The sequence below is a fragment of the Streptomyces sp. NPDC043726 genome (assembly GCF_056436565.1).
The window spans coordinates 259875-272708 of the sequence record NZ_JBWKCI010000008.1; the positions used below are offsets into that span (position 1 = coordinate 259875).

At 72.4% G+C, this 12834-nt stretch carries 13 protein-coding genes; 3 read left to right on the forward strand and 10 right to left on the reverse strand.

Translation table 11 applies throughout. The features are described from left to right. Positions 1–162: 162 nt before the first annotated feature. The 3 genes from rplT to infC form a co-directional block, all read right to left on the reverse strand. The gene (gene rplT / locus AC068Z_RS24380) at positions 163–546 is read right to left on the reverse strand and encodes a 50S ribosomal protein L20 (protein WP_004933571.1); all 384 of its coding nucleotides are present in this window, start codon (positions 544–546) and stop codon (positions 163–165) included. 97 nt (positions 547–643) lie between these two features. Then, positions 644–838 (reverse strand): 50S ribosomal protein L35, encoded by a 195-nt coding sequence (gene rpmI, locus AC068Z_RS24385; RefSeq protein WP_003977225.1) that lies wholly within the window; start codon positions 836–838, stop codon positions 644–646. Positions 839–948: 110 nt separating this feature from the next. Further along, on the reverse strand, positions 949–1620 hold the full coding sequence (infC, locus tag AC068Z_RS24390) for a translation initiation factor IF-3 (protein ID WP_478559893.1): 672 nt from the start codon (positions 1618–1620) through the stop codon (positions 949–951). A 355-nt stretch (positions 1621–1975) separates the two neighbouring features. Between infC and AC068Z_RS24395 the strand changes: the two genes are divergently transcribed. Next, a complete protein-coding gene (locus tag AC068Z_RS24395; RefSeq protein WP_451723591.1) occupies positions 1976–2344 on the forward strand; it encodes a DUF1844 domain-containing protein in 369 nt (122 codons plus the stop codon). 45 nt (positions 2345–2389) lie between these two features. Here AC068Z_RS24395 and AC068Z_RS24400 read toward each other — a convergent pair whose 3' ends face one another. Beyond that, entirely contained in the window at positions 2390–3121 is a 732-nt protein-coding gene (locus AC068Z_RS24400) for an SseB family protein (RefSeq protein ID WP_478559270.1), read from the reverse strand. Between the two features lie 150 nt (positions 3122–3271). On the opposite strand from AC068Z_RS24400, the gene AC068Z_RS24405 reads away from it, so the two are divergent. After that, the gene (locus tag AC068Z_RS24405; protein WP_478559273.1) at positions 3272–4189 is read left to right on the forward strand and encodes a serine hydrolase; all 918 of its coding nucleotides are present in this window, start codon (positions 3272–3274) and stop codon (positions 4187–4189) included. A gap of 17 nt (positions 4190–4206) precedes the next feature. Here AC068Z_RS24405 and mycP read toward each other — a convergent pair whose 3' ends face one another. Both mycP and AC068Z_RS24415 read right to left on the reverse strand, forming a co-directional pair. Continuing rightward, positions 4207–5388, reverse strand: coding sequence for a type VII secretion-associated serine protease mycosin (gene mycP, locus AC068Z_RS24410; RefSeq protein WP_478559276.1), 1182 nt, complete (start codon positions 5386–5388; stop codon positions 4207–4209). Next, positions 5385–6872, reverse strand: a complete 1488-nt coding sequence (locus AC068Z_RS24415; RefSeq protein ID WP_478559279.1) for a hypothetical protein — start codon at positions 6870–6872, stop codon at positions 5385–5387. Before AC068Z_RS24415 ends, mycP begins: the two co-directional genes overlap by 4 nt. A gap of 238 nt (positions 6873–7110) precedes the next feature. On the opposite strand from AC068Z_RS24415, the gene AC068Z_RS24420 reads away from it, so the two are divergent. Continuing rightward, positions 7111–8313: an amino acid deaminase/aldolase gene (locus tag AC068Z_RS24420; protein WP_478559282.1), complete on the forward strand. Its 1203-nt coding sequence runs from the start codon at positions 7111–7113 to the stop codon at positions 8311–8313. On the opposite strand, the gene AC068Z_RS24425 is transcribed toward AC068Z_RS24420, so the two are convergent. The 4 genes from AC068Z_RS24425 to AC068Z_RS24440 are packed head-to-tail and all read right to left on the reverse strand — an operon-like array spanning position 8310 to position 12789. Then, entirely contained in the window at positions 8310–9221 is a 912-nt protein-coding gene (locus tag AC068Z_RS24425) for a DUF2510 domain-containing protein (RefSeq protein WP_478559896.1), read from the reverse strand. The genes AC068Z_RS24420 and AC068Z_RS24425 overlap by 4 nt on opposite strands. A 27-nt stretch (positions 9222–9248) precedes the next feature. Further along, positions 9249–10052 carry a 3-oxoacyl-ACP reductase gene (locus AC068Z_RS24430; RefSeq protein ID WP_478559285.1) on the reverse strand — a complete coding sequence of 268 codons (804 nt, stop codon included), beginning with the start codon at positions 10050–10052 and terminating at the stop codon, positions 9249–9251. Continuing rightward, entirely contained in the window at positions 10049–11422 is a 1374-nt protein-coding gene (locus AC068Z_RS24435; protein WP_478559288.1) for an aldehyde dehydrogenase family protein, read from the reverse strand. Before AC068Z_RS24435 ends, AC068Z_RS24430 begins: the two co-directional genes overlap by 4 nt. Positions 11423–11430: 8 nt before the next feature. Next, positions 11431–12789: a glutamine synthetase family protein gene (locus AC068Z_RS24440; protein ID WP_478559291.1), complete on the reverse strand. Its 1359-nt coding sequence runs from the start codon at positions 12787–12789 to the stop codon at positions 11431–11433. Between the last annotated feature and the right edge of the window lie 45 nt (positions 12790–12834).

Below are 12834 nucleotides of genomic sequence, written 5' to 3' on the forward strand. Positions count from 1 at the left end.
ACTGTCCGCCGCACCGGCGGTCAACCACGACGGCGGGCCTGGGGGTCCCCCACGCCCTTGAGGCAGTGGGGGGTGCCGCATCCGCCCGCACCACAACATGCGACGGACCCGCAGGCCGCAGCCCACGGGTCCGAATCACGTCGGCTCAAGCCGAGCGCAGCGTCACGCCGCCTTCGGGGCGTTGACGTCAGCCGGCAGGGCCTTCTGCGCGACCTCGACCAGCGCGGCGAACGCGGTGGCGTCGTTGACGGCCAGCTCGGCGAGGATCTTGCGGTCGACCTCGACGTTGGCGGCCTTCAGGCCCTGGATGAAGCGGTTGTACGTGATGCCGTTGGCGCGGGCAGCGGCGTTGATGCGCTGGATCCACAGCTGACGGAAGTCGCCCTTGCGCTTCTTGCGGTCGTTGTAGTTGTAGACCAGCGAGTGGGTGACCTGCTCCTTGGCCTTGCGGTACAGGCGCGAACGCTGACCGCGGTAGCCGGAGGCCTGCTCGAGGATCGCCCGGCGCTTCTTGTGGGCGTTGACTGCCCGCTTGACGCGTGCCACTTGTTAACTCCTTGTAGCGGGGCCGTGGGTGTCCTCACACGGCCCGAATTCGATTGGGTCCCGGTCCTGACGTACGGCGCTCAGCGCGCCGCGTACGTCACTTGCCGAGAAGCTTCTTGATCTTCGCGGCGTCGCCCGGGGCCATCTCGGCGTTGCCGGTGAGGCGACGCGTCACGCGGGACGACTTGTGCTCGAGCAGGTGGCGCTTGCCGGCACGCTCGCGGAGCACCTTGCCGGAGCCGGTGATCTTGAAGCGCTTGCTGGCACCGCTGTGCGACTTGTTCTTCGGCATAGCGCCGTTCTCTCCTCGTCGGTGGCGTTCCGATGCCCGGTCGTGAAACCGGGCACGGTGGAACGTCGCTGTTGTATCGGTTACGTCCTGGGGACTCGCGTCCCCCGGGATCACGCCTCGGCGGATGCCTCGGCAGGGGCCTCGGCGCTCTCGGCCTCCGCGGCGTTCTGCGACTTGCCGGGGTTGGCCTTCGCATCCGCCTTGCGGGCTTCCTGCGCCTGGCGAGCCTCGGCCATCGCCTCGGTCTTCTTCTTGTGCGGACCGAGAACCATGATCATGTTCCGGCCGTCCTGCTTCGGGTTCGACTCGACGAAACCGAGGTCCTGGACGTCCTCCGCGAGACGCTGCAGCAGTCGGTAGCCGAGTTCCGGCCGGGACTGCTCGCGACCACGGAACATGATCGTGATCTTGACCTTGTCGCCCTGCTTGAGGAACCGGACGACGTGACCCTTCTTGGTGTCATAGTCGTGCGGGTCGATCTTCGGCCGGAGCTTCATCTCCTTGATGACCGTGTGCGCCTGGTTCTTGCGCGCCTCACGGGCCTTCATGGCCGACTCGTACTTGAACTTCCCGTAGTCCATGAGCTTGCACACGGGCGGACGGGCGTTCGCCGCGACCTCGACCAGGTCCAGGTCGTACTCCTGCGCAAGCTCCAGTGCCTTAGCGAGCGGGACAATGCCCACCTGCTCGCCACTGGGACCGACAAGTCGCACCTCGGGAACGCGAATCCGGTCGTTGATGCGGGGCTCGGCGCTGATGGATCCTCCTCGGTAGCACCACACGGCGGTCTGGCGGACAGCCGCGTATGTCTGATTGACATAGGGACCAACCATCGGGAGCCATAAAAAATGCCCCGGACGGGACACAGGCGGGGCTCCTGAAATGCCGGAACACCGCCGCGGGTCAACCGCGGGGCGCAATCTCGGGCGACTCCACCGTCCGTACGGAACGGTGGTGGCCGCCTGACCGGTGACCCGCCGTCCCGGGGGACGGTCAGGTGGGAGTTCGGAGCCTCCACTTGTGGGCCGAGCACATGCGTGTCCGGCCGGTCGTCACTAAAGGTTAGCAGCAAGGACGGGGAAGGGCGAACCGAGGCGAACTTCGGCGAACAGTTGCGCGACGCATATCGTGTCCCGCATGAGTGACACCTCCCCCTCCGGCTCCCCCGAGACGCCCGACTTCGACGAGATGACCCGCGACATCGCCGAGGTCCCCGCCGTCGAGGTGATCGTGACGGTCGCCGTGAACCTGATGAGCGCCGCCGCCGTGAAGCTCGGTCTGACCGAGGAGGGCGACAAGTACAAGGACCTGGACGAGGCCCGCAAGCTGGTCAGCGCCCTCGCCGGACTGCTCGACGCGAGCGCGACCGAGATCAGCTCGTTCCACGCGGCCCCGCTGCGCGACGGCCTGAAGTCGCTCCAGCTGGCCTTCCGCGAGGCCTCCCTGGTCCCGGACGAGCCGGGCCAGGGCCCGGGCGAGAAGTACACGGGCCCGGTCTACGGCTAGGTCACCCTCGGTCCACGGCCGGCTCACCCCCGGTCCACCGCTGGATCACCCTCGCACGTACAGGGGCTCGCCCGGGGGCGTCGCCTCGGCCGGCAGCAGTGCCAGGTCGAGGCCGCGCACCAGGCGGGCCCTCAGTGTCTCGTCGGCGGCGAGGCGCTCGGCGACCGCGCGGGCGGCCACGGCGGGGGCGGCGGCCGGGTCCAGGACGAGCGCCAGGGTGCCGTCGGCCTGCCCGGGCCCGAGGTGGGCGCGGAGCACGGCGGGCTCGGCGGCGACCGCGGCCCGTACCGCCTCGACCACGGCCGGATCGGCGAGCGGATCGGCCGTCGTACGTCCTTCGGCGAGCGCGAGCAGCGCCGGTCCGGTCAGCTCGAACGGCACCGGCCCCGCCAGGTCCAGCACGACCGTGTCCGCCTTCTCGTGCGCGGCGGCCTCCAAAGCCTGGTTCAGGCGTACGGCGACGGGGCGGGCCGTCGCGTCCCAGCGGGCGAGGGAGTCGGTGGAGGTGAAGGCGGGCAGAGCCTTGCGCTCGCCGGCCTTCAGGGTCGGTACGGCCATGTCGCTGGTCTTCTCGCGGCGCAGCCCGTTCTCGTCCTCCTCGACCTCACCGAGGACGGCCACGACCGGGACCAGCAGCCGGGCGTCCTTCAGCGCCTGAAGAACCGGCCCCAGAGCGGAGCGGTCCTCGGCCCAGGCCGCGAGCGCCGCGCTCAGCCGGGGGTCGGCCGAGCCCTCGTCGTCGGGGAAGGGGGAGTCGGGAATGTTCTTGTTCGCCACGGTCCCCGACCCTATCGGGGGGATGCAGCTGCGCTTGTGCGGGCCCGGAAACGCGCCCGTGACCCCCTTCACCGGAATCTCAGCTTTCCCTGACCCAGATCTAACATCCGCCTCACGTCAGCCACAGTCACCGGCCCGAGCATCGCGGGCATGGAGTCCTCCGGAGCGCGCAGGCGCCGTGTTCCCCTGCTGTCCGTCGCCCTCGCGTCGGTGGTCGTCGTGGGCGGTACGGCCGCCGGGACGGTCTACGTGCAGGCGCGGGCGCAGCCGGCCGTATCGTCTGCGGCGACGCCCTCGACGGTCTCGGTGAACGGGGAGGCATCCGTGGAACCGGTGGCACAGCCCACGGTGGATCCGGACGCGCTGCTGGCGGACGCCATGGAGGCGGTGACCGTGCCGAAGGGCGCGGAGGTGTCGGTGGCGGTGCTGGACCTGGAGTCGGGCGAGAGCGCCGCGTACGGGGACCGGACCTTCGACACCGCGAGCGTCGTCAAGGTCGACGTCCTGGCGGCGCTGCTGCTCCAGGCGCAGGACGAGGGGCGGTCACTGACGGCGACGGAGCAGACGTACGCCACCGCGATGATCGAGAACAGCGACAACGCCTCCACCTCCGCGCTGTGGGAGACCATCGGCCGGGCGGAGGGGCTCGCCGCGGCGAACGAGCGCCTCGGGCTCACGGCCACGGAGGGCGGCGACGGGATGCTGTGGGGGCTGACCCAGACCACGGCGACGGACCAACTGACGCTGCTTCAGCAGGTGTTCGGGGAGGATTCGGAGCTGAGCGAGGCCTCGCGGTCCTACGTCCGGACCCTGATGGGGCGGATCGCCGCCGGTCAGCAGTGGGGTGTCTCGGCGGCCGCCGACGGTTCGGCGTGGGCGCTGAAGAACGGGTGGCTGCCGCGGAGCACGACCGGGCTGTGGGACATCAACAGCGTCGGGCGGGTGACCGTGGACGGGCGGGACTACCTGGTCGCCGTGCTGTCGGACGGGAACGCCACGAAGGCGGACGGGGTGTCGCTGGTGGAGGCCGCGGCGCGGGCGGCGGTGTCGGTGTTCGCCGAGAACTGATCGCGTCCTGAGGGTGCCTAGAAATCCTCGTGGCGTCCCGCGCGCCGGCCGCGCCACAGGACGACCGCGGCGACCAGCAGGACTCCTCCGGTGCCGCCCGCGAGCGGGGCGGCCCAGCCGGTCGCGTCGTCGTCGGCCTTCGTGGCGTCGGGGCCCGAGCCGAAGTAGCGGTCGCCGTACGCCTTCGACCGCAGCCCCTCCGGCTTGAGGCTCGCGGCCTTCTCGATCGCGGCGGCGGGGTCCACGAAGCCGTACCCGCGGGACTCGTCACGGCCGCCCGAAGGGGAGTTGCGGGCCGTGTCCTCCAGGAGCTTCTTGATCTGGGCCGGGGTCAGGCCCGGGTGGGCGGACTTGACCAGGGCCACGGCTCCGGAGACGAAGGCCGCGGCGGCGCTGGTGCCCCAGCCCTCGTAGTACTTGCGGTCCGGGTCGGCGATGACGACGTCGACACCGGGGGCGCTGACCGTGGCGTACCAGCGCCGGGTGGAGAAGGAGGCACGGGTGCCGTACTTGTCCACGGCGGTGGCGGCTATGACGCCCGGATAGGCGGCCGGGTAGGAGATGTGGTCGCCCTTCTCGCCGCCGTTGCCGGCCGACGCGACGACGACGGCGCCCTTCTTCAGGGCGTACTGGACGGCCTCGTCCTCGGCCGGTTCGGGGTGGGCGGACTTGGAGTCGTCGCCCAGGGAGAGGTTGATGACGTCGGCGCCGTGGTCGGCGGCCCAGCGGATGCCCTCGGCGAGGGCGTTGCCGCGGGTGGTGCGGGCCTTGGCGCGGGCGTCGTCGCCGTCCTCCAGGATCACGCGGACCGGGAGGACCTTGGCCTCGGGGGCGATGCCCATGACGCCGTCGCCGTTGCCGTAGCCGTGTCCGTGGCCCGCGATGATGCCGGCCATCGCGGTGCCGTGGCGGGCCCAGGACCGGTCGCCGCGCCCGGCTCCGAAGCCGACCATGTCCTTGCCGGTGAGGACGTTGCCCACGAGGTCGGGGTGCTGGTCGTCGACGCCGGTGTCGAGGACGGCGACGGTGATCCCCTCGCCCTTGGTGGTCCGCCAGGCCTCCTCGGCGTGCATGGCTTCCAGGGCCCACTGCTTGGCACGTATGCCGTCGGCGTGCGCCGCGGTGGCCGGGACGAGGGCGAGGGAGGCGGCGAGGAGGACGCCGAGCAGGCCGCTACGGCGGGTGAGCGCGGCGGTCACGAGGCCTGCTCCGTGGCGTACGGGCCCACCTGCTTGCGCAGGGCGCGTTCGACGCGGTCGGCGAGTCCCTTCGCCTCGTGGCCGAGGCCGGCCTGGGCGGGGGCCGAGGTGGCGCCGGACTCCATGGCCTCCTCGGCGGGCTGCGGGTCGTCGACGGCGCGGCCGTCGGCCCAGCCGGAGACGGCGTAGACGACGACGGGGGCGTCGGTGAGGACGGAGACGGTCCAGGCGGCGCGCATGGTCTTGCCGAAGCCGGGTCCGTACGGGCGGGGCATGAGGTCGGGACGGCGGTCCAGGCCCTCGTCGGTGAAGCGCTTGGCAAGGGAGGTCATGGCGGTGGCGTCGGCCTTGGTGAAGAGCATGCCGACGGTGGTGACATAGGTCTGGGTGGCGTCGGTGTAGGTGGCGCGCAGGAGCCGCTGGCAGCCGACGGGGGCGAGGACCTTGCGCAGCAGCGGGTCGAAGGCGTCGGCGCAGCCGCTGTCCGGCGCGACGGCGGTCCGCGTCCAGGTCCGGTCGGCGCCGCCGGGCCCGGCACCCTGGCCGGCCACGGTGGGCGGGAACAGCTGATCGACGGGCACGCTGTGCCAGAGACTTCCGGCGGCGACGAAACTGTCCCGGGCCCCGGCGGCCTCGGAGTCCCCGACCAGCCAGCTCCCGGTCACGGCGCCTCCGACCAGGCCGAGCCCCAGCACCAGGCAAGCGGTGGCGGCCACCGCCCGCCCTCCGAACCGCACCCCGATCGCCCTGGGCCGCGCGTCCCCGTCGTACCCCTCGGGCTCCGCGAACGACACCACGGGCCGCCCGGCGGCGGGATTCATGGGGGCGCTCCAGGAAAAGGCGGGATCGGGCGTACGCCGCACCGCCCCCGGCGGCTCCTCCTCCGCGGGAACGGGCCGCAGCCGTCTGGTGGTCTCGGACGCCCCTTCCGCGGGCGCGGCAGGCCGGCCGAGGGAGGGCAGCGGCTGACGGGCCGGAGACTCGGCGGCGCGCGGGGCCGCGACACCGGGCACGCCGAGGGGGCGCGGAGGCACGCCACCCGGGGGCTCCGGGCGGGGCGGTGCGGTGGTGGAGCCCGGTGCGGTGTCCGGGAAGCGGGCCGAAGCCCTGGGTGGGGGTGGGGCCTCGGACGGGGTGGTGAGGTTCGGGAAGCGTGGTGGAGCGGCTGCGCGCGGGGCGTGGGCCGCGTCGGTGGCGGGGGGTGCGTCGCCCGTGGTGGGGGGCGGGACGCGCAGGCCCATGGGGCGCCGGCCGTTCGCGGTGCCGCCGCTCGCCGCCACGCGCTCCCCGGTGGAGCCCTGCGTGTCCGCTGTCCGACGGGAGCCGACCGAGCCCTGCGACCGGTCCCCGTCGGCGGGCTGGGTCCGGTCCGTGGGTTCTCCCCGCGTGCCCGTCCCGTCCGCCTCCGCCTCCGGGGCGCGCTGCGGCTTCGGGGGGTGGGGTGGGCGCGGGGGGACCGGGGCGCGTTGCGCTTCCGTGTTCATGCGCCCCCCGTTTCCTGTTGCCCGGGCCTTCGTCGTACTCGGGCAGGGTCTGTTCGCCCGGGCCCGGGGTTCCGGGCTACAACTACCCGCACGGGTGGGCCCGCATCCACGGTCCCCACGTGCGTGCGCGTCACTCTACGGGTTGACCCCGGCCCGGCGGGAACCAGTCCACGAGCCCGGGGCTTTAGCCCGGAACGTCCCCCTACCCTGCGGTAATCCAGTCTGGCAGGCTTCGTTCATGACTGCGCGCGCCGCCGACCGGGCCCGTTACGACCGGGCCACCGCCCATCTCGACGCCCCTCTCGCGATCGTGGACCTGGACGCCTTCGACGCCAACGCGGCCGATCTCGTCCGCCGCGCCGGCGGCAAGCCGATCCGCGTCGCCAGCAAGTCCGTCCGCTGCCGGGCCCTCCTCGAACGCGTCCTCGCCCGCGACGGCTTCGCGGGGATCATGTCCTTCACCCTCGCCGAGTCGCTGTGGCTGGCCCGCTCCGGATTCGACGACGTCCTGCTCGCCTACCCCTCAGCCGACCGCGCCGGATTCGCCGAGCTCGCCGGCGACCCCAAGCTCGCCTCCGCCGTCACCGTGATGATCGACGACCCGGCCCAGCTCCGGCTCATCGACGAGTCCCGCGAGGGGGGACGGGAAGTCGTCCGCGTCTGCCTGGAGTTGGACACCTCGCTCCGCCTCCTCGGCGGGCGCCTGCGCGTCGGCGCCCGGCGCTCCCCGCTGCACTCCCCCGCCCAGGTCGCCGACCTCGCCCGGATCGTCGCCCGGCGGCCGGGGTTCGAGGTCGTCGGAATCATGGCGTACGAGGGACACATCGCCGGTGTCGGGGACTCCATCGCCGGACGGCCCCTGCGCTCGCGTGCCGTGCGGCTGATGCAGGCCACCGCCCGCCGGGAGCTCGCCGAGCGCCGGGCCGAGGCGGTGCGGGCGCTGCGGGCCGTCGCGCCGGGTCTCGAGTTCGTCAACGGCGGCGGCACGGGCAGCGTCCAGCACACCGCCGCCGAGGACTGCGTCACCGAGATCGGCGCCGGGTCGGGACTCTACGTACCGCGCCTGTTCGACAACTACACCTCCTTCACCGGCCGCCCCGCCGCGCTGTTCGCCCAGCCCGTCGTACGGCGTCCGGGCGTCGGCGTGGTGACCGTGCTCGGCGGCGGCTACCCCGCCTCCGGTGCGGCCGGACCCGACCGGCTGCCGGTGCCGTACCTCCCCGAGGGACTGCGCTACGACCCCCAGGAGGGCCCCGGCGAGGTGCAGACCCCGCTGCTCGGCTCCCCCGCCGACGATCTGCTGCTCGGCGACAAGGTGTGGTTCCGGCACGCCAAGGCCGGCGAACTGTGCGAGCGCTTCGAGCAACTGCACCTGATCGAGGGCGACGAGGTCACGGCGACCGTCCCGACGTACCGGGGAGAGGGCCACACCTTCCTCTAGCCCGCGCTGCCCGGCCCCACGCTGCTGCCCACTCCCCCGCCCCCGTCGGGGTCGTCGACGGACCGGATGCCCTTGGTGATCCGGTCCATGTCGGCCAGTGGCGGACCGTCCGCGCCCGCGTCGAAGACGTAGCGGACGCAGACCGGTGACTCGGTGCCGACGCGGGAGAGGAAGACCGTGGACTGGACGTAGCCGCCGGGTCCCTCGGCCGTTCTGACCCGCCAGCGCACGAAGTACCCGGCCCGTCCGGCCACCGCGACCGGCCCCGACTTCACGACCTCGTGCGACTCCACACCGCCGTAGGGGCGCCCGCCCGCGGGGTCGCGGTCGTACGCCTCGTCCACCGCCTCCTTGATGTCCTGCTTCGCCAGCTTCTCGGGCGAGCGGGCGTCGCTGCCGGTCACGGTCCGCGACATCACGCGGCCCCGGCGGCAGACGCCCCCGTCGGCGGGGCAGTCGTAGGTGCCGTCCGTGGTCATGACGACGTCGTCCTCGGCGACGTACTTCGGCCGGACCCAGCCGTCGAGCAACGGCAGCGTGATGCCGTTGAGTTCGTCCACCACGACGGACGGGTCCTCGGCCGGGGGCTCGCTCTCGGTGGGCGGCGGCGACGGGGTCTCGCTCTCGGGTGCCTGCGTGTAGTACGTCGGTCCGGTCCCGACGTCCACGCCCTCCTCGTCGTCCCCCTGCCCCAGCACCACCGCGCCCGTGACGATCGCCGCCACGAGCACGGCCGCCGCCGTGGTGACGGCGACGGCCTTGGCCCGCCCGGACGGCCCCGCCGCGGCCGTGCGCATCGGCACGGTCACCTCGGGGGTGCGCCGGTGGTCGGTCCAGGCCGTGCCGTCCCACCAGCGCTCCAGATGCGGGGCGTTGGGGTCGGGGTACCAGCCGGGCGGGGGCGTCATGCTCATGCGGGCACTCTAGAGCGAGCTCTACAGCGGGGTGACGTACGCTCCCGAGATTCCGCCGTCCACCAGGAAGTCGGTGGCGTTGACGAACGAGGAGTCGTCGCTGGCCAGGAAGGCGACGGCGGCGGCGATCTCCTCCGCCTCGGCGAACCGGCCGACCGGAATGTGCACCAGGCGGCGCGCGGCGCGCTCGGGGTCCTTCGCGAACAGCTCCTGGAGCAGCGGGGTGTTCACCGGCCCGGGGCTTAGCGCGTTCACGCGGATGCCCTCGCGCGCGAACTGCACGCCCAGCTCCCGGGACATCGCGAGGACACCGCCCTTGGAGGCCGTGTACGAGATCTGGGAGGTCGCCGCGCCCATCCGCGCCACGAAGGACGCGGTGTTGATGATGGAGCCCTTGCCCTGGCGCCGCATGTAGGGGATCGCGGCCTTGCAGCACAGGTAGACGGAGGTGAGGTTGACCTCCTGGACGCGCTTCCAGGCCTCGAGTCCGGTCTCCAGGATGGAGTCGTCGTCGGGCGGCGAGATCCCGGCGTTGTTGAAGGCGATGTCGACGCTGCCGTAGGTGTCGTACGCCGTCTTGAACAGCTCCTCGACCTGCTCGGGGTCGGTGACGTCGACCTTCACGAAGGTCCCGCCGACCTCCTCGGCGGCCGCCTTGCCGCGCTGCTCGTCGACGTCGCCGCAGACGACGTGGGCGCCCTCGGCGGCGAGGCGGCGGGTGGTGGCGAGGCCGATGCCGCTGCCGGCTCCGGTGACGACGGCGGTACGGCCGACCAGCCGGCGGCAGATGTTTTCCTCGGTGGAAGGGGTCGTGGAAGAGGTCACTGTGCGGGGCCCTCCGTGCTGATGAAGACGTTCTTGGTCTCGGTGAAGGCGGTCAGGGCGTCCGGGCCGAGCTCCCGGCCGATGCCGGACTGCTTGAAGCCGCCGAACGGGGTCCAGTAGCGGACGCTGGAGTGGGAGTTGACGGACAGGTTGCCGGCCCGGACGGCCTGGGAGACGCGCAGCGCGCGGCCGACGTCCCGGGTCCAGATCGAGCCGGACAGGCCGTAGTCGGTGGCGTTGGCGAGGCGGATCGCGTCCGCCTCGTCCTCGAAGGGCAGGATCACGGCGACCGGTCCGAAGACCTCCTCGACGGCCACGCGCGCGTGCGGCTCGACGCCGGTGAGGACGGTGGGCGGGAACCAGAACCCCGGTCCTTCGGGGACCTTGCCGCGGATGCCGTCGAGATCGTCGGTGACGTACGAACGGACGCGTTCCAGCTGGGACCTGGAGATCAGCGGACCCATGTCCGTGGCCTCGTCCGAGGGGTCGCCGACGCGGACCGCCTCGATCGCCGGGGCCAGCAGTTCCAGGAAGCGGTCGTACGCCGTGCGCTGGACGAGGACGCGGGTGCGGGCGCAGCAGTCCTGTCCCGAGTTGTCGAGGAAGGACATGGGGGCGGCCTGGGCGGCGGCTTCGAGGTCGGCGTCGGCGAAGACGATGTTGGGGCTCTTGCCGCCGAGTTCGAGGGTGACGCGCTTGAGGAGCGCGGAGCCCTTCGCGAGCACCTGTTTGCCCACGGCGGTGGACCCGGTGAACACGATCTTCGCGACTCCCGGGTGCTCGACGAGGGCGTTGCCCGCGACGGGACCGTGGCCGGGCAGGACCTGGAAGAGTCCTTCCGGCAGTCCCGCCTCCAGGGCCAGCTCCGCCAGCCGCAGAGCCGTCAGCGGGGTCGTCTCGGCGGGCTTGAGGAGGACGGCGTTGCCCGCCGCGAGCGCCGGTGCCGTGCCCCAGGCCGCGATCGGCATCGGGAAGTTCCAGGGCGCGATGACGCCGACCACGCCGAGCGGTTCGAGGATCGTGATGTCGAGGCCGCCGGGGACGGGGATCTGGCGCCCGGTGAGCCGCTCGACGCCGCCCGCCGCGTAGTCGAGCAGGTCCCGGACGTTGCCCGCCTCCCAGCGGGCGTTGCCGATGGTGTGGCCCGCCTCCCGGACTTCCAACCGGGCGAGTTCTTCGAGGTGTTCGTCCACGGCGACGGCGAACCGGCGCAGCAGGCGGGCGCGGTCGGCGGGGGCCAGGGCGGCCCATTCGGACTGGGCGCGGGCGGCCCGTACGACCGCCGCGTCGACGTCGGCGGCGGTCGCGGCCGGGACCGTGGCGACGATCTCTTCGGTGGCCGGGTTCAGCACCCGGAGCTGCTCGGACAACACGGGCCTCACATGCGTTCGAAGGAGCGGCGGAGCTCCCAGTCGGTGACCGCGGCGTCGTAGGCGTCGACCTCGACGCGCGCCATGTTGCGGTAGTGCGCGACGACCTCGTCGCCGAAGGCGGCCTTGGCCAGGGGGCTGTTCTCCCACAGCTCGGCGGCCTCGCGCAGGGTGGTGGGTACGTGCGCGTACTCGGCGGTGTAGGCGTTGCCGGGGCAGGCCTCGGGCAGCTGGAGCTTCTGCTCGATGCCGTGCAGGCCCGCTGCCACCATGCCCGCCACCGCCAGGTACGGGTTGACGTCACCGCCGGGGAGGCGGTTCTCGAAGCGCAGGGAGCGGCCGTGGCCGACGACGCGCAGGGCGCAGGTGCGGTTGTCGTGGCCCCAGGCGACGGCGGTCGGGGCGAAGGAGCCCGGCTGGAACCGCTTGTAGGAGTTGATGTGGGGGGCGTAGAGCAGGGAGAAGTCCCGCAGGGCCGCCAGCTGTCCGGCGAGGAAGTGGCGCATGACGTCGGACATCCCGTCGGGCCCGGCCATCGCGTTGGTCCCGGCCGCGTCCGCGAGCGAGAGGTGGATGTGGCAGGAGTTGCCCTCGCGCTCGTTGTACTTCGCCATGAAGGTGATCGACACGCCCTCCTGCGCGGCGATCTCCTTGGCGCCGGTCTTGTAGATCGCGTGCTGGTCGCAGGTGACGAGGGCCTCGTCGTAGCGGAAGGCGATCTCGTGCTGGCCGGGGTTGCACTCGCCCTTGGCGGACTCGACGGTGAGCCCGGCGCCCGCCATCTCGTTGCGGATACGGCGGAGCAGTGGCTCGATGCGGCCGGTCCCGAGCACCGAATAGTCGATGTTGTACTGGTTCGCCGGGGTCAGGCCCCGGTAGCCCGCGTCCCAGGCCTGTTCGTAGGTGTCCTTGAAGACGATGAACTCCAGCTCGGTGCCGACCTGGGCGGTCAGCCCGAGTTCGGCCAGGCGCTCCAGCTGGCGGCGCAGGATCTGGCGCGGGGCGGCGAGGACCGGGGAGCCGTCCTCCCAGGCGAGGTCGGCGACGACCATGGCGGTGCCGTCGTTCCACGGGACGCGGCGCAGGGTGGACAGGTCGGGGCGCATCGCGAAGTCGCCGTAGCCGCGGTCCCAGGAGGACATGGCGTAGCCGTCGACCGTGTTCATCTCGGTGTCGACGGCGAGCAGGTAGTTGCAGCCCTCGGTGCCGTGGTGGAGTACCTCGTCGAGGAAGAAGCGGGCGGCGAACCGCTTGCCCTGGAGCCGCCCTTGCATGTCCGGGAAGGCCAGGACGACAGTGTCGATCTCACCGCCGGCGACGAGGGCGTGCAGCTCCTCGACGCCGAGCGGCGGTGTGCGGTCTGCCACGGGAAAGCCTCCTCAAGGCCTCTTGGGTCAGCCGGGAGCCATAAG

Bases quoted from the DNA above. Each gene is read 5' to 3' on its own strand.
- rpmI (WP_003977225.1), bottom strand. From the start codon at position 838: ATGCCGAAGAACAAGTCGCACAGCGGTGCCAGCAAGCGCTTCAAGATC.
- AC068Z_RS24395 (WP_451723591.1), top strand. From the start codon at position 1,976: ATGAGTGACACCTCCCCCTCCGGCTCCCCCGAGACGCCCGACTTCGAC.
- AC068Z_RS24405 (WP_478559273.1), top strand. From the start codon at position 3,272: ATGGAGTCCTCCGGAGCGCGCAGGCGCCGTGTTCCCCTGCTGTCCGTC.
- AC068Z_RS24415 (WP_478559279.1), bottom strand. From the start codon at position 6,872: ATGAACACGGAAGCGCAACGCGCCCCGGTCCCCCCGCGCCCACCCCAC.
- AC068Z_RS24420 (WP_478559282.1), top strand. From the start codon at position 7,111: ATGACTGCGCGCGCCGCCGACCGGGCCCGTTACGACCGGGCCACCGCC.
- AC068Z_RS24425 (WP_478559896.1), bottom strand. From the start codon at position 9,221: ATGACGCCCCCGCCCGGCTGGTACCCCGACCCCAACGCCCCGCATCTG.